At 70.0% G+C, this 22,079-nt stretch carries 11 protein-coding genes and 1 pseudogene; 5 read left to right on the top strand and 7 right to left on the bottom strand.

Going from position 1 to position 22,079, the window contains the following annotated elements:
* Nucleotides 1–79: 79 nt before the first annotated feature.
* The 3 genes and pseudogenes from ACFIF2_RS32530 to ACFIF2_RS32540 all read right to left on the bottom strand — a co-directional run.
* Complete coding sequence (locus tag ACFIF2_RS32530; RefSeq protein ID WP_395576872.1) at nt 80–2,905, bottom strand: AAA family ATPase; 2,826 nt, start codon at nt 2,903–2,905, stop codon at nt 80–82.
* A gap of 262 nt (nt 2,906–3,167) precedes the next feature.
* The gene (mobF, locus tag ACFIF2_RS32535) at nt 3,168–4,670 is read right to left on the bottom strand and encodes a MobF family relaxase (protein WP_395576873.1); all 1,503 of its coding nucleotides are present in this window, start codon (nt 4,668–4,670) and stop codon (nt 3,168–3,170) included.
* A 7-nt stretch (nt 4,671–4,677) separates the two neighbouring features.
* Nucleotides 4,678–5,442: pseudogene (locus ACFIF2_RS32540) on the bottom strand (IS481 family transposase); the annotation flags it as partial.
* 615 nt (nt 5,443–6,057) lie between these two features.
* Here ACFIF2_RS32540 and ACFIF2_RS32545 point away from each other — a divergent pair.
* Both ACFIF2_RS32545 and ACFIF2_RS32550 read left to right on the top strand, forming a co-directional pair.
* Complete coding sequence (locus tag ACFIF2_RS32545) at nt 6,058–9,129, top strand: tetratricopeptide repeat protein (protein WP_395576874.1); 3,072 nt, start codon at nt 6,058–6,060, stop codon at nt 9,127–9,129.
* Nucleotides 9,130–9,242: 113 nt separating this feature from the next.
* Nucleotides 9,243–9,572 carry a DUF2326 domain-containing protein gene (locus tag ACFIF2_RS32550; RefSeq protein ID WP_395576884.1) on the top strand — a complete coding sequence of 110 codons (330 nt, stop codon included), beginning with the start codon at nt 9,243–9,245 and terminating at the stop codon, nt 9,570–9,572.
* Nucleotides 9,573–9,621: 49 nt separating this feature from the next.
* Here the strand turns inward: ACFIF2_RS32550 and ACFIF2_RS32555 are convergent, their stop codons facing one another.
* Complete coding sequence (locus ACFIF2_RS32555) at nt 9,622–11,019, bottom strand: hypothetical protein (RefSeq protein ID WP_395576875.1); 1,398 nt, start codon at nt 11,017–11,019, stop codon at nt 9,622–9,624.
* Nucleotides 11,020–11,623: 604 nt separating this feature from the next.
* Here ACFIF2_RS32555 and ACFIF2_RS32560 point away from each other — a divergent pair.
* From ACFIF2_RS32560 to ACFIF2_RS32570, 3 genes are read left to right on the top strand one after another with little or no spacing between them, the layout of a single operon-like run.
* Complete coding sequence (locus tag ACFIF2_RS32560) at nt 11,624–12,817, top strand: hypothetical protein (protein WP_395576876.1); 1,194 nt, start codon at nt 11,624–11,626, stop codon at nt 12,815–12,817.
* On the top strand, nt 12,814–16,182 hold the full coding sequence (locus ACFIF2_RS32565; protein WP_395576877.1) for a hypothetical protein: 3,369 nt from the start codon (nt 12,814–12,816) through the stop codon (nt 16,180–16,182). The genes ACFIF2_RS32560 and ACFIF2_RS32565 overlap by 4 nt, the downstream gene beginning before the upstream one ends.
* The gene (locus ACFIF2_RS32570; protein WP_395576878.1) at nt 16,179–18,935 is read left to right on the top strand and encodes an RNAseH domain-containing protein; all 2,757 of its coding nucleotides are present in this window, start codon (nt 16,179–16,181) and stop codon (nt 18,933–18,935) included. The genes ACFIF2_RS32565 and ACFIF2_RS32570 overlap by 4 nt, the downstream gene beginning before the upstream one ends.
* 269 nt (nt 18,936–19,204) lie before the next feature.
* On the opposite strand, the gene ACFIF2_RS32575 is transcribed toward ACFIF2_RS32570, so the two are convergent.
* From ACFIF2_RS32575 to ACFIF2_RS32585, 3 genes are all read right to left on the bottom strand, one after another.
* A complete protein-coding gene (locus ACFIF2_RS32575; RefSeq protein ID WP_395576879.1) occupies nt 19,205–20,437 on the bottom strand; it encodes a PIN domain-containing protein in 1,233 nt (410 codons plus the stop codon).
* 318 nt (nt 20,438–20,755) lie between these two features.
* On the bottom strand, nt 20,756–21,598 hold the full coding sequence (locus tag ACFIF2_RS32580) for a nucleotidyltransferase domain-containing protein (RefSeq protein ID WP_395576880.1): 843 nt from the start codon (nt 21,596–21,598) through the stop codon (nt 20,756–20,758).
* Nucleotides 21,595–22,038 (bottom strand): hypothetical protein, encoded by a 444-nt coding sequence (locus ACFIF2_RS32585; RefSeq protein WP_395576881.1) that lies wholly within the window; start codon nt 22,036–22,038, stop codon nt 21,595–21,597. The genes ACFIF2_RS32580 and ACFIF2_RS32585 overlap by 4 nt, the downstream gene beginning before the upstream one ends.
* Nucleotides 22,039–22,079: the final 41 nt, after the last annotated feature.

Here is a 22,079-nt window from a genome sequence, read left to right on the forward strand (position 1 = left end):
CTAGGAATCAAGCAGGTCGGACCGCGTCCGTCGGACTACGGCTTCGGCGTACGTCATGGTGCTGCGTCTTCCGTGTACGTCATGACGCTGCGCTTTCGGGGTACGTCGTCGTGCCGCCGAGCACCGCGGCGAGTTCGCCGCGGGAGGTGACTCCCAGTTTGGGGAACATCCGCTGGAGATGGGTGCTCACCGTCCGGGGCGAGACGTACAACCGCTCGCCGATCTCCCGGTTCGTCAGGCCCTGCGCGGCGAGCTGGGCGACATGCAGCTCGGTCGAGGTCAACCGGTCGACCGTGGCCGGATCCTGGCGCGGGGACGACGCGCCCGCGGCGCGCAGCTCCTGCCGTGCCCGTTCCGCCCATGCCGACGCGCCGAGAGCGTCGAAGATCTCGCGTGCTGCCTGCAGGGCGACGCGGGACTCCGCGGGCCGCCGGTGACGCCGCAGCCACTCCCCCAGGGCGAGGCGCGCCCGCGCCCCCTCGAACGGCCAGTCCACGGGGACAGCGTCGAGGGCCGCCCTGTACAGCGGCTCGGCGGCATCCTGCGGGCTCAGCAGGGCCCGGCCCAGTCGCAACCCGCAGAGCAGGGCGGGCGAAGACGTCGAATCCCCGAGCGGGGTCAGCTCCCGCACGATGTCGCGTGCCACCCCCGCGGATTCGCTGCGCACCGCCGCCTCGACCAGCTCCGCGACCGCATAGAAGCGCAGCCAGGAGTGGAAGGCGGGGTCGGCCGGGTCGAAGACGCGGTGCAGATGGCCGAACGCGTCGCCGTAGCGGCCCTGGCAGAGCGCCGCCTGCCCGCGGGCCATCTGCATGATGGCCAGCACCGGGCGCCCTCCGCTGGGAAGGGCCTCGCGTTCGGCTTCCGCCGCCCATGCCTCTGCCGCCGGGTCGCCGCTGACGGCGGCCAGCTGCGCGCGGATGGCATTCACCATCGCGTGCACAAGAGGCTGACCGGTCTCGCGGGCAAGCGACGCGGCCTCCTCCGCCGCGAGGGAACCAGCGCGCACGTCACCCAGCCGCGCGGCGCTCCCCGCCTGGACGCAGAGGGCGCGGGCCAGCATCGACAGCCTGCCCTGCGCTCGCAGGACGTCCAGCGACCTCGCCGTCAACCGGCTCGCCAGGGCGGGAGCGCCCACTGTCACGGCGGCGGCACCCAGGAGCTGGTCCCCCTCCGCGTTTTCCGACGAGCGCTCCAGCTGACCTGCCAGGCCCTCCATGACCCCTTCCCCACGCTCGACCGGCGCCGAGTACGCCCGCAGAGCGACCAGGTCGGCGTTGTCGGCAGGCACGGGCATCCGGGCGGCAGCGTCGGCGACCCGCTCGCGTGCGGCCGGGCCCGGCTCTCCCCAGAAGCACTGCAGGACCGCGCTCCACAGCATGCGCAGCCCCAGTGTCGACTCGCCGGCGGCGATCTCGACCGCCAGCTCGGCCAGCTCGGCGGTCGCGGCGCCCTCGCCCCGCGTCCCCTCGGCCAGAGCGATGCTGACCCAGGCCGCGCGGCCTTGGTCCCGGACCGAAAGGTCCAGTGCGCGCGCCTGGGTCAGCAGATGCGTCGCGATGTCTCCTTGGCCCGACTCCAGCGCGAGCTCCGCCGCCCGGAGCAGCCGGTCCGCCCGCGCGGAGGGGTCCTTCGTCAGCTCCGCCGCTCGCCTCAGCGCGGCAAGAGCTGCGGCTACGCCGCCTCGCCGCAGGGCTCTGCCGGCAGTGGAGTCCAGATCCCCTGCCACTCCTTCGTCGAGACCGGCGGTGGCGGCGGCACGGTGCCATGCCTGTCGATCGGGCTGCCCCTGGAGCGCGGCGGCCAGCGCGGCGTGCGCGGCCTGGCGTTCCGCGGCGGTGGCGGCGTGGTGCATCGCCGAGCGGATGAGGGGGTGCCTGAAGGCGGGTCCGTGGGCCTCCACCAGGCCCGCGTCGATCGCTGCCTCGAAAGCACCGACGTCGACCGCCGTCCCCAGCATCCGGGTCGCCGCGGCGAGGCATTCGTCCATCGTCCCGTCACCGTTGAGGGCCGAGAGGAGCAGGACCGCACGGGTGTCGGCCGGCAGGCGGGAGACCCGTGCCGTGAACGTCCGCTCCAGCCGCGCGGTCAGCGGCAGCGGACCCGGATTGAGCGCGTACGCACCGCCGACCGACTGCAGCGCGACCGGCAGCTCGGTCAGCGCCAGCGGGTTCCCGGCGGCCTCCTCCAACAGCCGCCGTCTGACCTGCTGTCCCAGTCCGGGGGCAACCGCGTCCAGCACCTCACCCGACACCTCGTCCGTCAGCGGGCCCAGGTGCAGCACAGGCAGGCCGGCACTGCTGAGGCGGTCGTCGAGGCGCCGGGTGACGGCGACCAGAACGAGTGGGTCGGACTCGATCCGCCGCGCCACGAACCCGAGCACATCGAGGCTGGCACGGTCCATCCAGTGGGCGTCCTCGACGACCACCAGCAGTGGCGCCTTCGCCGCCGCGTCCGTCAGCAGGGTCAGCGCGGCCAAGCCGACGAGGTACAGATCGGGTACGGCCTCGTCGACGAGCCCGACGGCCGCGAGCAGCGCGGTGCGCTGACGTCCCGGCAAGTCGTCGATTCCGTCCCGCAGCTGGTGAACCAACTGGTGCAGTCCGGCGCAGGGTAGGTCTTCCTCCGACTGGACCCCCACAGCGGTGATCACACGGGTCCCGCCGCGTGCTGCCGCGCCTGCGGCCTCCGCGACCAGCGCCGACTTGCCGATCCCCGGCGCTCCGGTGATCACCGTCGCGCCGCCCGAACCGGCGGCCCCCTGCTCGACCAGGGCAGCCAGCGTGCGACGCTCCGTATCGCGACCCAGTAGCGCCCGCCGATGCATGCCGCACCCCCCGTTTCTCTGTGCCTCCCCGGCACCCGACGGCTCCGCGTCCTGGCGGAACCGGCGACCCGGCGGCATCTCCGCTGGTGGGCGACCTGTAAGCCTGGCCTGGATGCCGTTCAGCAATGGTATGCATGCCGCCGAGCGGGAACGACCGCTGTCCGCATCCGCGAACCACCGCCCTGTCGACGTCCTCCACTCCACTCGGTGTGCTCCACTCAGTGGAGTGGGTGCCGAGCGCGGTGGCGTCCACTCCCGGCCGGTAGGACTCCACTCGGTGGAATGGATGCGCGCGTCGTCGGTGCGCACCACCGCACCGGGTGCGCACCAGCGGGTCCACTCAGTGGCCGGCCTCCCGGCCGTGGTGCGGTCCGAGCTGCTGTGGGTGGTGCACCTGCTGGTCGTCCGGGCGCACCGCGCCGGTGTCGTCGTCCTGGTCGGCGTAGCGGTTCGCGGGGACGCGGTCCGAGCGGGCGCGGGAGTCGTCGCCCACCTTGGCGGACACGTCCTGGAGGCGGCGCAGCCGGTCGGCGGTGAGATCGAGGGCTTCCACGTCCGTGCGGGACGCCCGCAGGGCCCGCAGCGCCGTCATGTCGATCGCCTCCCTGCGGCCGGGCTTCTGCTCCTGGTCGTCGTGCTCGGGGTCGGCCGGCTCGGGCGCGAGCAGGTGCTCGGGCATCGCCGCCTGCTGGTGAGCGACGACGTCGTACATCCGGCCCCGCACGACGGCGGCGGCGGTGGCGCGCAGCTGCTCGTGGACCACCGCGCCGGCGAGGAAGGCGCGCTCGTACTGGAGCGGGATGCGGGGGATCTCCCACTCCCCCGCGTCCCGGCCTGCGGGCCGGGGTTCGGCCAGCTCGCCGGGGTCGGCCGGGGGGTGCCGGTCCGGGTCGGACGCGGGGATGGGTGGTCGGCGGCGGGTGGGGGTGTCGGACAGGGACCACCGGGCGGTGTAGAGGCGGTAGTCGGACAGCAGGCCGATGATGGTTGTCGGCTCGGTGATGTCCAGGCAGTGGGTGGAGATGGCGGCGGCCACCACCTGGTCGTCCAGGCCGGGGTCGCGGCGGCGGCCGCGCAGGACGAGGGCGAGGTGGCGGCGGGCTTCGGCGAGCAGGTGCCGGCGGTGGAAGCGGCCGCCGTCGTTCATCACGAACACCGTCGCGGTGACGTCGACGGCCGCCAGGGCGACGTCGACCACGGCCGCGACTCGGGCCCGGATCGCGGCGGCTGCGGCGCGGGCGTACTCGAGGAGAGAGGTGATGACGTCTGCGGCGACACCGGAGGTGAGGATCGCGCTCGCCTTCCACCACGCGCGCAGCTGCGCGAGCGGCCGGGCCGACTGCTTGGGCGGGCGGGTCTTGCGGGCGGCGATGGCGTTCAGCTTGGCGCGGGCCCGCTCGGAGACCACGGGCAGGAACAGCGGCTCGCCGTCGTCGTCGACGGCGGTGACGTACTCGTGCTCCAGCTCGGTCAGGCAGGCGGCGATCTGGTCGCTGCGCCAGGAGGTCCAGCGGATCAGCTCGTGCGGCACCCCGGCGATCTCCATCACGGGGCGGCGTCCTGGGGTGACGGTGCGCGGCTCGGTCGCCAGCCCCAGCGCCTCACAGACCTCGGAGGCGACCAGCTCGTTGTAGAGCGCGGACGCCGCGACCGTGTTCTCGTGCAGGGCCGTGGTGTGGATCGAGCCCCACTTCCCGTCCAGGCGCTGCCCCTTCACCGACACCATCAGATGGTCATGAAGCAGTGGTCGTCCGGAACGCGCCTCGTAGTGGCGGAAGCGGGCGGCGACCAGACCGCCGGGCGGCCTCACCCGGTAGATGCCGTCCTTGCCGTACCGGATCACCGCGACCTCGTTCGATCTTGCCCGTAGTGGTGGGCGAGCGCGGCTTGGTCAGCCGCGGGGTGATGCCGTTCTCCCGACAGATGCGCTCGAAGAGCACCTCCACCGGCTGGGGGCGAGTATGGCGGCCGGTGAACTGCTTGCCGTTGTCCGTCAGGACCTCGAAGGGCACTCCGTAGCGGCGCATCGCGGCGGTGAAGGCCGAACACACCGCGCGGGCGCTGGGCACGGCCACGACGGTGGCGATCACGACGAAGCGGGAGTGATCGTCGATGCCAGTGACCATCTTGCACTCCCGGCCGTCGGCCAGCGGAACCCCGCCGACCAGGTCCATCTGCCACAGGTGCATCGGCGCCTCACGCTGCCACCGGCGGTATTTGCGCGGGTGCTGCTGTTCCTGGGTGCGGACCAATCCGTTGCGGGACAGCACCCGGTGGACTGTGGCCCGCGACGGCGCCGACAGCCCCCGGCCCGCGAGTTCGTGAACGATCCGGCGGGCACCCCACCGGGGATGCCGGCGACGCAGCTCACAGATCTCGGCTTCCACCTCGGCTGACAGCCGGGTGGGACTGTTCCGCGGGCGCCGGGAGCGGTCCAGCAAGCCGGGCACGCCTTCCTGCTCGAACCGCCGTCGCCAGCTGTGGAGAGTCTGACGTGAGGTGCCGTACCGGGCTGCGACCTCACCGATTGGAGACCCGCCGAGCACCTCGCGGACAGCCCGGTAACGGTACTCGGCCAGCTGCTGCACATCCACGACGACCCACGAAACCACCACGGCCACACCGAGAGTCAGGAGATGACCGACGTTCAGCCGAACGTGTCAACCATGTCCGGAGGACAAACGGTCAAGCATCTCCTGAGACCTCACACCGACAGGCCAGCACATACCCACGATCAGAGAAAGTGACCAGCACTTAGAAAAGATGGCTGCAACTGATCAACGAGCCTGATACCTGACAAGCCCACAGCTCAAACGGCCGCTACAACCAGCCACCCAGCCACCCAGCCACCCAGCGATCGCCTCCCCGCTGCACACCCCCACGAACACAGCCAGACGCTCGAACTGATCAGCCCAGCTCAGACACCCGCAGAACCGATCACAAAAACCGATCCTGGACAGCTGCGCTCGCGGAGCTGGGCATGCAGTGGGCATAGGCGGATCGCTTGCTGCGGTTCCCGGAAACCGGAACGGCAGTACTGGACCGCGCTACAACAGGGGACGCACTCGTCGCGGCCGCGCCTCAACACCGTGCGGGTGCAGCCTCTTGGGCTTGGCTGACAAGCAAGCGGCCGGCGTCGGACACTGATGGCCTGTGTCCGACACGACTGTTTCGGACGGACCTGCTGTCGGCTTCGGCGGCAAGGTGGGCAAAGTGACGGGGGTGCGGAGATGCCGGGCGCAGGTAATCGGGGTCTGTCGAGGGGGGCGCTGATCCGGCAGCGCGCGAAGGCACGGTTCGTGGGCCGGCGGGCGCAGTTGGCACTGTTCACGGAAAACCTGTCGAAGGATCCGCAGTCGGAGGAGGATCCGGCGGAGTTTTTGTTCCATGTGCGTGGTGTGGGTGGGGTGGGAAAATCCACGCTGCTGCGGCAGTGGCAGGAGGCGGCCCGACGTGCGGATGCGGTAACGGCGGTGGTGGACGAGAACGACGTCCACGGCGTGCAGCAGGCTCTGGTCGAGCTGGTCAGGCAGTTGGCGGAGCAGGCCGGTCCGTGCAAGGAGTTCGACAAGGCCATCGAGCAGTTCCGGCGGGAGCAGGTGGCGCAGGGGGAGCCGGTGCCCATGGAGGGTGAGGCGTCGGTGTCGAGCCGGGTGGTGACGCAGGCTGCTTTGGGGGCGGCGTCGCTGATTCCGGGTGCCGGTGTCGTGACGGCGATGGCGAATCCGGATGCCGCGGCGCAGGGGCTGGACCGGCTGCGGTCGGCGTCCCAGGCTCGTGCCCGGCGGCGGGGTGCTCGAGGTGATGAGGCGGGTGTGAGCCGGGCTTTCGTCGCCGAGCTGGAGCGGTTGTGCCGTCGTCATCGGTGGGTGGTGCTGTTCTTCGACACGTGGGAGCAGACTGCCCGGTACCTGGACGGGTGGCTGCTGAGTCTGCTGGACGAGGAGTTCGGTCCGGTGCCAGCGAACGTCATCGTCGTTTTGGCCGGCCGGGACGAACTGGCGGAGCGGGAATGGGCACCGATACGGGATCAGGTCGCAGATGTGCCGCTGGAAGTCTTCACGGAAGCGGAGACCCGTTCGCTGCTGACTTCGCGGGGCGTGACCGATCCGGATGTGGTGGAAGCGGTGCTGCGCCTGTCGATGGGGCTGCCGCTGCTCGTGGAACTCCTTGCCCTGGCCCGCCCTCACACAGTTGAGGAAGTGGACGCGGGCGGGGACCTCGCGGACGTGACGGTCGAGCGGTTCGTGCAGTGGATCACGGACCCTGAGCAGCGCGAGGCCGTGCGGGCGTGTGCGCTGCCGCTGCAGCTGAACGAGGACGTCTTCGCTGCCGCGGCCGGGCCTGGGGCGGAGGGGTTATGGGAGTGGCTGTGCGGGCAGCCGTTCGTCAGTGGCCGTGGCGGCTTCAAGCACTACCACGCGGTGGTACGCGCCAGCATGGTCCGCCAGCAGCGCACCCACGCTCCTCAAGGCTGGGCTTCAGCGCATCTGCGTCTGGCGAACACGCATGCCGCCTGGCGTGCCGCGGTCGAGGAACGTCTTCCCGAGGCCAAACACTGGAAGGATCCTGAATGGCGCCGGCACCGTCTGGATGAGACGTACCACCGGTTGTGCGCGCATCCGGGAATGTATCTGACGTCCGCTCTTGAGCAGGTGGTGCATGCTGCGGGCCAGGACGTGGCGGTACTGCGGCAGTGGGTCGAGACCTTGGAGCAAGCCGCACGCGATACCGCGGACGCCGCCCTGCTCGCCTGGTCCACACGGCTTGGGGAGGCTCTCGCCGACGACGAGTCTGTCCTTGCCTGCCTCGCTGCTCTGCTTGCCCATGGCCAACTCAGTACGGCGGCTAGAGGCTGGGCTCATACCTACCGTGGCCAGCGCCTCTACTTCTCCGACCGGGAGGAAGAGGCCCTTGTCGAGTTGGACCGCGCCCTCGCGTACGACGCCCGCAACGCCCAGACCTGGGCCCGACGTGGAGAAACCCACCGCTGGCTCGACCACCACGAGCAGGCCATCGCCGATCTCACCACTGCACTCGAACTCGACCCCACCTACGCCTGGGCCCTCGGATCCCGCGGCCAAGCACACCAGCAGGCCGGCCGATACGACCAGGCCGCCGCCGACCTCACCGCCGCACTCGAACTCGACCCCACACTCTCCTGGGCCCTCGCGTCCCGCGGAGAGACACACCGCCTGGCCGGCCGATACGACCACGCCATCACCGACCTCACCGCCGCACTCGAACTCGACCCCACCTACGCCTGGGCCCTCGGCGCGCGGGGGGAAACGCACCGCCTGGCCGGCCGATACGACCACGCCATCACCGACCTCACCGCCGCACTCGAACTCGACCCCACACTCACCTGGGCCCTCGGATCCCGCGGCCAAGCACACCAGCAGGCCGGCCGATACGACCAGGCCGCCGCCGACCTCACCGCCGCACTTGAACTCGACCCCACCTACGAGTGGGCCCTCGGATGCCGCGGAGAGACACACCACCTGGCCGGCCGATACGACCACGCCATCACCGACTACACCGCCGCACTCGAACTCGACCCCACACTCACCTGGGCCCTCGCATCCCGCGGCCAAGCACACCAGCAGGCCGGCCGATACGACCACGCCATCACCGACTACACCGCCGCACTCGAACTCGACCCCACACTCACCTGGGCCCTCGCATCCCGCGGAGAGACACACCGCCTGGCCGGCCGATACGACCAAGCCATCACCGACTACACCGCCGCACTCGAACTCAACCCCACCTACGCCTGGGCCCTCGCATCCCGCGGCCAAGCACACCGCCAAGCAGGCCGATACGACCAAGCCATCACCGACTTCACCGCCGCACTCGAACTCGACCCCACCTCCGCCTGGGCCCTCACCGAACGGGGCCAATCACACCGTCAGGCCGGCCACTACGAGAAGGCACGTGAAGATCTAGAACGGGCCATTGAAGCAGACCCTGAAGATCTCTCCAGCATGTTCGAGAAGCTCATGCTCGATACCGTGGAGGAGGGCCTCGAGGCATGTGCGGAGCAATGGAGACGACTGCTCGCATCCCCAATGAACCCGCCCGACGACGCTGCCACCAGGCTCTTTAGGTTTTTCCGGGCCCTGCTCCTCGAACCAGAAAGCGGTGTGACAGAGGCAACCGAAGAGTTCCTCCTCGCGAATCCGGATCACGAGTCCATTACGGAGGTGCTGACCTATCTGGCAGAGCTGACTGCCGTGGGAGACGGGGTGGCTGATCGCGCGCGCCAGTACCGCCAGCTGATTACGGAACGCGCCTCGGAGTGAGCTGGTAGCCGACGTACCGGTAGACGTCAGGCGTGTATAGACGCGCGCCAAGCCTATGGGGGCACTCACCGCATAACCAATGATCACTGGGAGAGGACTGGGACAGCAGCGGCATCAACAACATGGTCATCTTCTGCTTCGACCTCACCCTGGCTGTCCTCGCTCACCGCCACGAGCGCGGCCCTGACTTCCTAATCCACGACAGCCACCTCTACGACGGCGTCGACGAACGGCAGGTCGCGCGAGCCCTGGCGCTCGCAGCCGAAGTGACGGAGGAAGAGCACATGCAGTACATCGTCACCCTCAACACCGACACCCTCAGTACCGCTGCCCAGCGCGGATTCAACCCCGAACCCCACTTCCGAAGCCCTCGTCTCACCGACGACGAAGAGGGCGGCCTCTTCGGCTTCCGTTTCAGAGCCACAGGCAAGGCAAAGGCATAACGAGCACCCCGCACCGATCGTGATAGCCGCCGGGAGTCTCTCGGCCGCCTCAGGAGCGGATACCGTCCCGTGTCGTCGTTTCCTGGAAGAAGGCGCGCAGAGGCTCGTCAATGGCCTGCTCACAGCTGCCGCAGTCGGCTGCGGCGTCAAGACGTGGTGCGAGGTCCTCGGTGTCGTGGGGGGTGAGGATGAGCCAGCGCAGAACCACCTGCCGCAAGATCAGCCGCAGCTCACGCAGCTGAGTCTGCCTTTTGCTCTCCTCCTGCTCTTTGAGCAGGTCTCCGTGTACATACAAGGACCGTGCGTTGTATGCGTCCCGCACTGCCTTCGTGACGAGTTCGCGCAGCGCTGGGGGGAACAGGGCGGCCGTGCGAGTCTGCATCTTCTTGCTGATGCCGTCGTGCTTGTCGTTGGGACTGGCTATAAGGGCTTCCAGAGCGATGACGTAGTCCAAGTGCAGCTCGTCTATCTCTTGCTCCCATACTTCGTTGTCGCTGGGGGTGCGCTGGTAGGCCTGCAGCAGGTGTCGGGCGGCCCGTTCAAGCCGTCGGGCACGTTTCCTGGGCAATGTGCGGCCGCTGGTTGCGCCAGCCATGACGGCATCGATCCTGGCGGTTACTGCGGAGCAGAAGGCCTGCATCCGCGGCAGATCTGCCGGCGCGAGATGGAAGCTCCCCGTCTTACGGGCTTCCATTTCGACCGGGGTCCCGTGGCGACTCGCAATGGTCTCGATGGTGGTCGGTACGTCGTTTCGGTTCAGTTCGAAGTACCGGCCGCGTTCGACTCTGAACACGGCATCGACGTGCAACAGGTCTGCGCTCCACAGGATAAGGGGGAGCAGCGCTCTCCAGTGGCGGGCTTCCGGCCGAGGACCGGCGGTCTCGAACCAGTGGGTCCCTCTGCGGTCCGGCGTACGGTCAGAATTCGGGACATGGACGAAAGGCGCACCGATTAGAAGATCGAGGTCGAGCCCGCCCGGCTGCAAGCCATAGAGCGCGGGCATGGGGCCCAGCTGCTTCAGTTCGTCGGTGGTGAAGGTCTGCAGGGTGTAGTGCCCCAGCGGAACTCGTGCACCTTCAGGAAGATCGCCGGTCAGCAGCAGCCAGTCTTCGGCACCCAGTGCCGGGGCCGTACAGAAGGCAACGAAACTGTCCGCGACCTCCTCCACCGACACAGTGGCCCCTCGGGCGATCAAACGGGTCGCGTCGCCCAGCCCGGATGCACCCAGAATCACGGACCATCGGGGCAGCCAGTCACCAGTGAGCTTTCCGTACAGGTCACGGTGCCCCGACACCGGCGCCGCCAAGGCCACTGCGTTGCTCAGGTCATCCCACTCCGGCCGCGCTGCAAGCGCTGCGTCAGAGACGGCCTGAGGATTGGAGGGGAGATGACGTGCCTGATCAAGCCAGGCGAGGGTGGCTTGACGTAGCTGGGAGGGACTTTCCATACCGCACGAAACTAGCGCACCTCTGCTGTCTGCCCCGCTCCTCCTCTCAGCACTCCGGCCAGTTTGCCGCCCTTTCCGTGCGGGGCATGGAGAGGACGAAGCCGAGGCCTCGCCCGCCTGATCCGCGATGATCGAGCGAGAAGCCGTACAGCTGCCGTGCGTTGGAGGCGAAAGGACACGCCATGAGTGAGACCACGGCGTGGCGGCCTACGCCGTCGCGTCCCAGCCGTACAGGCACGCGGCCAGGGAGCAACACTAGGCATCCTCACGGGCGACCTGCCGTGCGAGGACGTCGCGGTCGATGTACAGGTTGACGGCGGCGACCACCTCCGCCAGGCCCGTGTCCCCGTACACACAGCACATCCCGCGCGCCGCGGCCGTATGCCCGCGTCGTCTGCGGAGCGCCGTTGGGCCGCGACGCTGTTCGTCCCGATTCGGCAACTGCCGGACACGAGTCCGTCCGGAAGACCCCGCATCGCGAACGTCGGATCGGGATCACCGGATCGGGGGATGGTCGCCGAACTCCCGTGCCCTCCCACCGGGCGGAGTGGTTGAGGTTGTGGCATGGGCTCGATGCGGTGCGGGGAGGACCGGGGTGTCGGCGGTGGCCGGGACGGCAGCGGCCGTTCAAGAACTCGACGAGGACCAGCGCGCGGCACTCGACGCCTGCGTGGTCGCGGCGCTGGCGTTGAGTAGCAGTGATGGCGAGGCACAGGGGCGGATGCGGCTGCTGATGGAGTGCCATGGTCGCTACGTGCGCTCCTTCGGGGTCCTTGAGCAGGCACTGTCGTACGAGGTGTTCGCCCGTCGGCTCCGCGGAAGCCGAGTGGCCGACCTTCTGCCGGGACAGCCCCAGGGAACAGTGCTCGGCCAGCTGTGGCTGCTCGATGACGACGGCATGCCCAGCTCGGCGCTGCACCGGCTCGCGGTGGAGGCCTCTGAGCACGGCCACCAGGCCCCGGGGATCGGTGCCGACATCCGCCATCTGCACAGCCTGCTGCGGGCGGTGGGGATGCTGCCGGTGAGTACCGGGCTGTCGCGGATCTCCGGCGAGACCGTCCAGCACGCCGTCTTCCGCGCGCTGAGTGCCGCCGGCTTCGAGGCGTACACCCAGGGCCGGGAGGCGATGGTCCGCACGCCCGTCCTGACACGGCGCGATCTGTCCCGGAACACCGCGTTGGTCGAGCTGGGCGCGTACACCGGTATCTCCCCGACGCGGCAGTTCGGCGGCCTGTGGGCAGCGTGTCCGATGTGCAGATGGACGATGCGGGCCACCTACCGCCCCAACGGCGTGGTGGACGTCGAGTGTGAGGACGAGCGCCACAGCCTGCTGGGCGCCCGGTACCGGGCCGAGCCGACTGCGGTGGAGGGCTGGCGCCTGACCCCGTGCGGCGAACGGCGCACCCTGCCGAAGCTGCTGCCCGTGGAGGGCTACGTGGCGTTGCCCTACGCCCTGTGGCTGTGGGTGACGCTCCCGGGCCTGCTGGAGGTCGAGCTGCGCGACCGGCTGGTCGCCTTGGGCGCGGAAGTGCGGCTGTGGCCGTTCGGCGACGCCTATGACCTGCATGTCACTCGTCTTGGCCGGTCCAGGGCGTGGCGCGTCGACGTCAAGACCTGGGCCGACCCTTACGGGCTGGCCCAGAAGCTGCGCGAGGATCCCGAGGGGCCCGGCGAGCTGTGCTTCGTGGTGCCTGAGCACCTGCGGGGGTACCTGCCGCTGCTGCGCCGGGTGGTGCGGAGCAGCGGGGCGCGCGTGCTGACCGATCCCGACCTGGTGGCAGAGGTGGATGGGGCGTGAGCAGGACGCTTGCCGGGGCTCTGGCCTTGGCCGAGTATCTTCTTCCCGCCCGGTTCCGCGACGGGCGGCAGGTGGTGCGCGTCGCAGACGCCCATGTCCTGCTGAGCGGGCACGCGCCGCGTGCCGTGGCGGGCTGGGAGCAGTGGTCAGAGGCGGACAAGCAGCGCCTCGGCACGCTGTTGGGCACCCGCCATCGAGGGGAGGCGCTACTGCACCACGTCGAACGGACCGTCTACGACGTCTTCCACACCCCGGACGCGGACGACCCGCTGCCCGCTCTCTACGCGCTCGGGTACAGCGAGCGGGGGCGGGCGCTTGAAGTGCTGCCGACTCACGGACAGGACCCTGCGGACGTCGCCGAACGCCTGCTCGCACCGGCCAGGCGCCGGCGGCTGCTGCGGGTCGCGAGCGGATCGGGCTGGTCGGCGCCAACATCGCGTGGGCGGGTCCAGCTGGCTTTCCCCGACGAGCAGGGGGTGTACAGGTCGCCTCAGGTCGTGACCGCGCCGTCGGTGGAGTTGGTGCTGGACGCCGATGAGCTCGGCTGGCAGAGCCGGGACACCGACCAGGACATGAAGGGCCCGGCCTTCCGCGAGAAGCAGATCGCGCTGCTGCTGCGCGGGACCATCGGTGGCGGGCAGCGCCCCCTGGAACCCGTCGTCCTGCCGCCGGGCCGGATGCACCTGCTGAGTGCGCCCCCGGGCGTGGGCAAGAACGTCTTCGGCCGGGGGCTGGCGATCCAGCAGGCAGGCCTGGGCCGCACCACCGTGCTGGTGGTCAGCGACAACGGCGACGTCTACGGCGAGGCCTTCACCTTGCAGCAGGAGCTGCGGGCGGCGGGGGTCAAGGAGACGGCCACGCCGTTCATCGCCCCCAACAGTCGGTACGACTTCGCGCTGCGCTCCGCCGGGAAGTTGGAGGGCACTGGCGTGCCGCTGGCGCAGGCCCCGGCGAGCATCGCCTTCCTGATCAACAACTCCGCCTACGGGTGTGCCGCGCAGGCGCAGCTCGAGGGACGCGACGCCTTCGAGGCCGGCAGGGAGCCGTGCACGGTCACGGCGTCGGATGCTTTCGGCCAGACGGAGCGGGCGCTGTGCCCGTATGTGTCGTCCTGCGGGAAGTTCTCCCACGTCAGGGCCGCAACGACGGCCAGGATCATCGTGACCACCCACGCCTGTTTCCAGTCCGGGATGATCAAGGTTCCAGTGGAAGTCGACGGGGAGATCCGCAACAGCATCAGCGTCCGCGAGTTTCTTCTGCGCCTGGCGTCCTATGTGGTCGTCGATGAGGTCGACGCCTACCAGTCGCGGGGGTTCGACGAGTGCGGCGTGCTGGAGCTCGCGTCCCGCTCCCGCCCGACCACGGTGCTGCGGCGCATTCGCGACAGCCTGCACCAGGCGCCGCCGCGGCTGGCGGTGGCCGTGCGTCGGCCCCTGACCCGGGCGGTGTTCCTGGCCGAGCAGCTGCTCGACCTGGTGGCCGGGGAGGAGGTCTGTACCGAGGTCGCCCAGGCGCGGGCCCTGGCCCGCGGGCAGGACCCGCGCCGGACGCGGCAGGTCCTGCAGGACCGCAAGCGCTGGTATCAGCCCCATCAGTGGGACCGGCATCTGCTGGAGAACCTGATCGGAGTGCCCCCTGACGCTGCGGCCACCGACGAGCAGGCCGACTGTCTGCAGGCCTTGCTCCCGCGCGTGGCCACCCGGCCAGGCGACCGCCCTTCCTCCGCCGTCCTGCCGGACCGGCTGCTGCCCGTCCCGGACGTGCTGGAGCGGATGCTCACGATCGACGAGGACGGCGAGTGGCAGCTTGGCTCCCTCAAGGACGACCTGCGGGAGATCCTCTCCGCCGCGCTGCCCGCCTTTTGCGCCGCCGAAGGCGGAGCCGACGAAACACCTGCCGAGTCCACGGTCCCGGCGCAGCGCGGGCCCAACCAGCCGGAGCCGGAGCGGGCGCCCACGCGCACCGAGGTCACCGCAGGCGTCCTGCACGCGCTGATCATGAAGACGTGGCTGACGGCCATCGTCCACACGATGTTCAACCTGACCGACAGGGCCGGCGAACTCGCCGGGCACGGCATCGACGCGGCCTCCGAGCTCGCCGACGCGATCGGCCACCAGGGTGCCGGCACCGTCGTCCCGTTCGGGCCGCTGGGCCGCCAGCTGGGCGGGTTCCGCTTCGAAGGGCTGGACGATCCAGGTGCCCATGCGAGTTTGAAGATGGAGGTGCTGCGCGCCGACCCCCACACCGAGACGCAGTTCCTCGGCAGCATCGTCTCTCTCGCCCTCAGCGGCCGCCAGCGTACTGTCCTGGGCATGTCCGCCACCGGCTTCATGCCGGGCGCGGCCCGCACCCATCTGCTCGGCCGCCCCGACTGGGCGATGCCCGACACCCTCCGCGAGGGTCTGACCATCTACAACAGCACCCCCGTTGCCGACGGAAAGCTCTTGGCCGTCGGCAGCACCCCCTACCGCGAACGCGACCAGCGGGTCATCTCACTGGCCGCCGGCTACGCACCGGGCCTGGTGCGCGACCTGGACCGGCTCGCCGCGGAGGCGCGCACTCGGCATCGCGCGCGGACCCTGATCACCGTCAATTCCTACCGGCAGGCGCGCCTGTTCGCCCAGACCCTGTACGACACCGCGCTCGCCCTCGGGCGGCGGCTGCGGATCTACGTCGCCGTCGCGGACACCCCCGACCTGTCTCTGCCGCCGGTCTGCGACGCGATCGGCCAGCTCACCCGCGACCGTTTCGCGGAGCTGGCGGACCTCGACGGCGAGGTACTCATCTCGCCGCTGCCGCGCACCGAGCGGGGCTTGAACGTGCTGACCGTGTTCGAGGGCGTCGCCGTGTCCGCCATCACGCTGATCGCCATGGGTGTGCGGCCGGTCATGCCGGCCGACGACCCGGCGGTGCTGGCGGCCAGTGTCGCCGCCCGGGCTTGGCGCGACACCGTGCCTGGCGACGACCCTGCCGCCGTCCTGGCCCGGGCCCGCGGGGCGGCCGACGCGCACCTGCGCCTGAACCTCAACGCGCCCAAGCGCTTCTCCGCCCTGCCCGACGAGCTGAAGTACGAACTCGTCGCCACCCTCCTCGGGCAGAGTGTTCAGCTGGCGGGCCGCGGACGCCGCGGGCAGACCCACGTCGAGCTCCACTTCATCGACGGCGCCTTCCACGACCCCACCTGGGGGTCTGACCTGCCCACCCTGATCCGCGGGCTGCTCGAGCGGTCCCCGCAGGACGACCTCGCGCAGCTCGGCGCTTCTTACGGCCACACCATCGAGGAAATCGCCGAGTACGCCCACGCCCAGCACCTGCTCCCCGCGCTGCGCGCGGGCTTTGACGCCTACCTGGGAGAGTACGCATGAGTCGCCCGCTCGACAGCGTCGCCCGCAAGCAGGCCCGCCTGCTGCAGTTCCGCACCGCTCCCGCCGACCTGGGCGAGGTGATCGCCTACCGGCCCGACGCCCCCATAATGGATCTGGTCGTAGAGCTCTCGCGCGAGTACAAGCGCAACGTTGGCGCCGGTCTGGACGTGCAGCCGCCCTACCGGGCGCTGGAGTGTGTCCTGCGCGCGGCGGCGGGTACCTGGGCGCGCTGGCAGTGGAACGACGGCTGCTACGAGCTCCTGTGCGCGGCGCCGATCAGCGCCGAGGACCGGCGCGACGTGTTCTGCTACTGGGCCGAAGCCGTGGTCCCCGGTGCCGACGGTCGGCGCATCGGCGAACAGCTGGCCGAACTCCTTGCCCGGGCCGAGCCCCGCTCCGCCGTTCTGCCCCCGCCGCCGAGCGCCGGCAAGCGCTCGCGCGCCTGGTGGCCGGGCGAGCTCGCCCGCTGGCGCCTGGCCGAGGAACTCGCCGCCCTCGAGTGGCCCCGAAACAACGGCGCCCCCGTCCGTTTCGCCCTGTGCACCGACGGCCGCCTGGCCGCAATCGGCCACGAACTGCCCGCCGAACCCGACCGCAAGGGCATCGTGCGCCACCTGCTGCCCCGTATCACCATCGGCACCGCCGCCAGCGGGCACTCCCGGCGCCACGCGCTGACCGTGAACGCCACCACCACCCTCCTCGCCACCTCCTGGAAGGGTGTCGCCACCGTCCTGCTAACCAACCCCGACCAGCCGCTCGTCGTCGCCGCGGCCACCGACGGCCCGCCGTGGAAGCGCCGCCTGAACGTCCCTGCGGTCGCCGCCAGCCGCCGCCTGGCCGCCCTGCCCCGCCTGAGCGCGAACGTGCCGCCCTTCCCCGAGCACCTCGCTGAGGACGCCTTGGCCGACACCGCCCCGGGGCCGGTCTGGGCCGTCGCCCCGGCCAGCGTCCCCACCCCCGGCCTGGGCCGCGGACACGGTATGGAGTTCTTCCGCCGCGTCGAGGAGGCCATCGACACCCGGTGCGAGAAGTACAGCCACCGCAGTCCCGTGTTCATCGAGGTCCCCGGCATCAAGGTGCCGCCCACCGAGAGCGGCTCACGCGTCAGCGGACCGATCCCCCTCGAACGGATCCCCGCCGCCCTGGACGCCGCCGGCGTGGACACCCTCCTCGTCCCTGTCCTGTGGAGCACCGACGAGGTCCGCGCCCGGGTGAAGGCCGCGATCGCCGCCCAGTGGGGCCCCGGCGAGGACTGGAAGGCCGCCGAAGGCGTCGCCGAACCCGCCGCCGGCGGGCGTATCGAGGTCGTCTTCCTCCACGACAAGGCCAGTGCCCTCGGCCACGGACCGCGCACCAGCGCGGAACGCGAGCGGGACCTGGCGCAGATGCTCGCCCCCCACACCCGCGAGGACACGCTCGTCGCGGCGATCTGCGAGACCGACTGGGACCCCGAGCGCTGGTACCCGAGCGTCGAAGCCCGCGAGAAGGCCGAGGCCGAGGACGGCAAGTGGCCCTCCAAGCAGGCTCTCGCGCGCCTCGCAGCAACCTCCCAGTACATCAAGCAGGCCCCGCCGCCGGTCCCCACCCACACCCGGGAGGGCAAGCCCTATAACGAGAAGTACCGCGCGAAGAAGGTCGCCTCCCGTCAGAGCGGCCTCGACAGCTCGACCGCGAACGTGCTGCGCGAGATCCTCAGCGGCGTCGGCGCCACCGACCACCGCCTCGGTGCCGCGTTCGGCAAACTGCCGCTCGAGAACTGGTGGCACATCGGGATCCACGTCCGCCGCCACGCCCAGCGCCGCACACCCGGCAAGCGCCGCACCACCGAACCGGCACCGATCACCGCAACCCTCACCGCCATGCGCCCCACCGGCGGAAAGGACGCCCCCTGGCAGGTCTGGTCCTACAGCCCCCAGGCCGGGCAATGGCAGCCCCACAGCCCGGCCACCACCGCGCTGCACGCCGCCGACCTCGCCTGGGACGTCAGCGGATACCGCGCCGCCGCGGACGAGACACTCCAGGCCCGCGCCGCCGCGGACATCGTCGAGCAGGCCCTCGTCGCCACCCGCACTCAACTCCCCGCACCAGCCCCCACGGTGCTCTACGTCGACGGCGACGCAGCCGAGTACATCTGGGCGGGCCTCACCGACGAAGCCCTGGGCCAGGACCCGCCGCCCGGCATGCCCCGGCCGGCGTCCTGGCTGCCCGGCCACAGCCTCCCCCGCGCCCAGCGCCCCCTGGCCACCGTCCGCGTCATCGGCGACCTGGAACGCATCGGCCGCCCCACCGGGGCCCACATGCGCACCAGCGACGGCACCTGGCGCGCCACCAACACCACCAACAGCCTCTTCCAACTCGCCACCGACGACGGCACCCTCACCTACCCCGACTTCCTGCTCATCAACGTCCCCCGCACCTGGGCCGCCGGCCCCGCTGGCCGCTTCGGCAAAGACGAGACACGCTTCGACAGCGGCAGCCAGAGCAAGAACGGCTACGCCCACACCGCCACCCGGTTCACCGTCATCGCCCAGAGACCCGACGCCGACTGCGACCTCATCGGAGCCGTCGCCGCCGTCCTGACCAACCAGGGCATCACCTCCGACGTCCGACAACGCACCCCCACCCCCCTCCACCTCGCCCGCAGGATGGACTCCACCCACCCCTACTACCGACGCACCACGGAAAGCACCGAGGACGCCCCCGATACCGCAGAAGACAGGAACACCGCGCAGGAGGAGACAACCAGCCTGTGACCCCAGGCGCGGTGGCACGGACGAGGAGACGGCCGGGGCGCTGCAGGCCACGGTCGGGATCCGGTGTCCCGGGCAGCTCCCGGCCCGCAGGCCGCAGGGAGCTGCTGCTCCGCAGGGAGAGAATGGGGCGAATGCGCGCTGCATCCATTGCCTGCGGCGCGCACCCCCGGCGCGTCACCACACCACCGGGCGCCACTGTGGTGCGCTCGCCTTCTTGCGCCGTGACCGGACCCCGTGCCTCTTTGAGGTCCGGGGTCCGGTGCTGTCAGCTACTCCGGCTGGTCTGACACACCGCTCGGGTTGTGAACCCACTGATTACGCATCTGGGTGAGGAAGTCCTCGAGCCCCGTCCGATTGAGCCGAAATCTGGCACGCTCAAGATCGCGTTGTTCCCAACCAAAGGTGAAGGGGCCGTCGAGGGGCCCTTCGGGCGGCGGCGGTGAAGGCAGGTGCTCCCAGTCTTCGGCAGTGAGTACCACCGGTGATGTGGTGCGAAGGATCGTGAGCGGTGCGTCACTCTGGGACGTGCTGATGAGGACACGCATCTCCCAGTTGCACCCGGCGCGACCCATCGGTACCTCCCCTGCGAGGAAGACGAGGCCACCGAGACGCCAGCGCACTGTGGTGGTGTTCCATACGTGCTCGCCGAGCTGATAGGCCTTGGTGTCGCTGAAAGAGACCAGCTGCACCGTCGGGCCGGAGACCCATCCATACGCCGTGGCCGGCGTGGGGGGTGATATGGCGGCGCCGTGCCGATCCAGCGGGACGGCGGTGACTTCGAACGCAGTGCTGTAGTCGTTGCCCATCCTGTTCCGAGCCGCATTGGTCACGGCGGTGAAGCCCCCCGACTGCATGAGAGCGGACGAGACCGCCTCTTCGTCGACGTCCGTGGCTGCGGCGAACTGCTGCACGACTTCGGACAACGAGGTGAGCAGAACGAAACGGTCCTCGATTCCCTCAAGGTCCTCGTTCATGGGGAAAGGGAAAGAGGTGCCGTCCCCGAAGTCGCGAGTGTTCTTAGAGACGAAGTAGACGGTCTCGTCGGGGTGCTCCCGCGCGTACTCGACGGCGGTCAGCCAGATTGCCGCGTCTCTACCGCCGATCTTCACCGGGGTCCCGTTCTCCTTACCCTCATAGAACCTGCAAGGAGGCAGAACATTCATCTCGCGCTGCAGCCCCTGGAGTAGGGCTTCTTCACTGGTGGGCAGCACGTCGACGATGGTCCGGTACTTGTCTCGCCAGTGCTCCTGGAAACCCTTCAGGTTCAGTGGCGCCAGGGACCCCTGGGGCCACGGCACGGCGTTGTGAAGGCTCTGCAGGGCGGCACGAGCCTTCTCGTACTGCTCGCGATACGGGACTGCACGCTGGGCTGTGAGCTCCTCCAGCACCACCCACGGCACGGCCACACTGTCGATACCAGACGTGCGGATGGTCCTCAGCAGGTCAGTGCTGACGCTGTCGAACGCGAAGCTGCGCAAGATGCTCGTGTCGAGAATGATCAAGGCGTGGCTCCTGGTGCTCAGAGACTCTCGTGTCGAGGATCTCAACGCAACGTGCGGGAGCGCACCAGGATTTGGAGAGATGGGGCCCCGTGTTCGGGGTGCGCAGCCCCGGCCGCGGTCTTGCCCCGGCCCGGGGCAACCGAACACACACCGCGCCCTCGTCGCCATCGCCTGACCGACCGCCTCGGCACACCCGCACCGACGATGTCCGCACCAGCTGCGCGCCCGCCGGCGTGCCACACTCGCTACCGCACCGCTCTGATGAAGCAGGGCCCTCGGTTCCCATGCCGCGCCGGGACGCGGTTACGCACGTTCCGGTTACGTGCGAGGCGTCGGCTCGATGAGCAGTGCCTCCATGGGTTTGCTGCGGTGAGGGCGCAGCACCTCCAGCCAGGCCACTCCGTCGTCCAGGAGACGTCCCATGTATCCGAAGCCGTTCCACCCCAGATCGACGAAGCAGCGTTCAGTCGGCTGGTCCCGGCCGAACAGCCGCTGACCGTGCAATGTGACTTCTCCGAGGTCAACGCCCCGCTGTTCCAACGCGACCAGGGCGCACGTCGCCGCCCGGCGCAACGGGCTCGTCTCCACCCAGCGCCTCCGTACATGCCGGGCGGCTTCAGGGTCCTCGATGTCTCCGTCCAGCAGCCTCAGCGGCGTGATGGTGATTTTGCCCTTCGCATGCCGGTTGAACAGCTCGATCCGCGCCGGGCGCGGAACCGGGCTCTCCAGCCCCTCGAACTCTGTGAGCATGTGGTCCCTGGGCGCCGGCCCGGCTTCCGGATTAGCGGTCAAGGAGGCAAGGCGCTCGCGAGCCAGGGAGAACGGCTCGCCTTTCCGCCAGAGCAAGAACAGCTCGAAACCTTCGTCCTGCAGGCTGCTGCGGTCGCGGAACTGAAAGGAGATGCCCCGGCTCCGGCCCTGCAGGGCCTGCCTCATCCCCACGTACGAGTCACGGCCGCTGATCGATGCATCCAGCGATTCGCCGAGCCAACGCTTGTCCGTGCCGTGCTCGATGACGACGTCGACATCGTTGGGCTCCAACGCCCCACGCGCGTACGACCCGAAGACGTACACCTCGTCAACCAGGCCCAGCGGCCAGGCGCCGTCCTCGAGCCGCGTGATCATGTCCGCCAACAGCCGCGTCGCCCGCTCGCGCTTCACCCGGTCACGCCCTCGGCATACGCGGCACGGAACTCCTGTGCCACCACGAAAACGGACCCCGGAACCGCACGCGGCTTCCCGTCCTCAAACGTCCGTCCGATCAACTCCGCAGCGGCCCTCCCCCGCTGCAGCTCACATTCCTCAACCGCGGCGGCGAACTCCGCAGGCACCTCCCGCCGGTCCACCACGCCCGCCACAGCAACCTGCGGGTAGGAACCACCAAACGTCTGCAGCTTCACCCACCCCAGGGACCGGCCGGCCTTACGCATCGCCGAGCGAATCAGAGCAACCCCGCCCAGCTCCTCCGCCTCGTCAACACCGAGCCGGAGCTCGTACGACCCTCCGAACCCGCCACCGCCCGGCGGACACGACCGACGCAACAACGGCACCAGGACACCAACAAGACGCTCATGGCGCGGATCACCCGCAAACGACGGCATCCACCGAGCGTAGCCAGACACGACACGACCTCACCCGGCGT

Origin of the sequence: Streptomyces sp. BK79, assembly GCF_044142145.1 — a bacterium.
In the GTDB taxonomy this organism is placed as follows: Bacteria; Actinomycetota; Actinomycetes; order Streptomycetales; family Streptomycetaceae; genus Streptomyces.